Below are 672 nucleotides of genomic sequence, written 5' to 3'. Positions count from 1 at the left end.
CAGAGATCTCCGGATCAATGGATATTTGCTCCTCCCCGAAGCTTATCGCAGCTTATCACGTCTTTCATCGGCTCTTGGTGCCAAGGCATCCGCCCTGTGCTCTTTTTTGCTTGGCCTCTCTGATGCTATAGCGTTAACATCAGACGGCTTGTTGGTTTTCTTTCTCTCACTGCTTTCGCAGTGCCTCGTTTTCGTCTCTATCTTACGTTTAACGTATCATCAAGAAATGAATGTTTTACATATGCGGTTTTCAAGGTACAGTGCACAACAGAATCAAAATGCACGACGAGTGCTCGCACTCAGGAGTGTGTTTTTATTCTGTTGTATAGGGTGCCTGCTTGCGACTGAGGCAGCTTCGCTGCCGATGTGCGGGCTGGCACACTATTGACTGATGTTTTATCAGCCATTAGAAGATACAAATCTTTATATCCTCTAATCACTGGTAAAACCAGCTATCCAAACAGCGCTTCCCCGCTGATGTGGGTTACACCTTCTATGGTGCCGTTCTATCTCATCGCCTTTTCCCCGGCTCTTTTTTTGGGGTTCCCGGCAACCACCTGCTTTCCCATGCCGTCTCCAGCATAGTATCATCGGCCGCTTCAGTCTTAACCGTCGTGTTCGGGATGGGTACGGGTGTTTCCCCGAAGCGCATCGCCACCGGAAAGTTTCGTT

General features: G+C 48.8%; 2 rRNA genes. Both read right to left on the bottom strand.

The features are described from left to right. A 23S ribosomal RNA gene (locus tag B5G00_RS18520) occupies positions 1-116 on the bottom strand; the annotation flags it as partial. 428 nt (positions 117-544) lie between these two features. Beyond that, positions 545-662: ribosomal RNA gene (rrf, locus tag B5G00_RS18515) — 5S ribosomal RNA — on the bottom strand. Positions 663-672 lie beyond the last annotated feature (10 nt).

Origin of the sequence: Blautia sp. An46 (assembly GCF_002161645.1) — a bacterium.
Lineage (GTDB): Bacteria > Bacillota > Clostridia > Lachnospirales > Lachnospiraceae > Blautia > Blautia ornithocaccae.
Note: the sequence above shows the minus strand (reverse complement) of the source record. Positions and strands in the feature narration are given on the sequence as shown.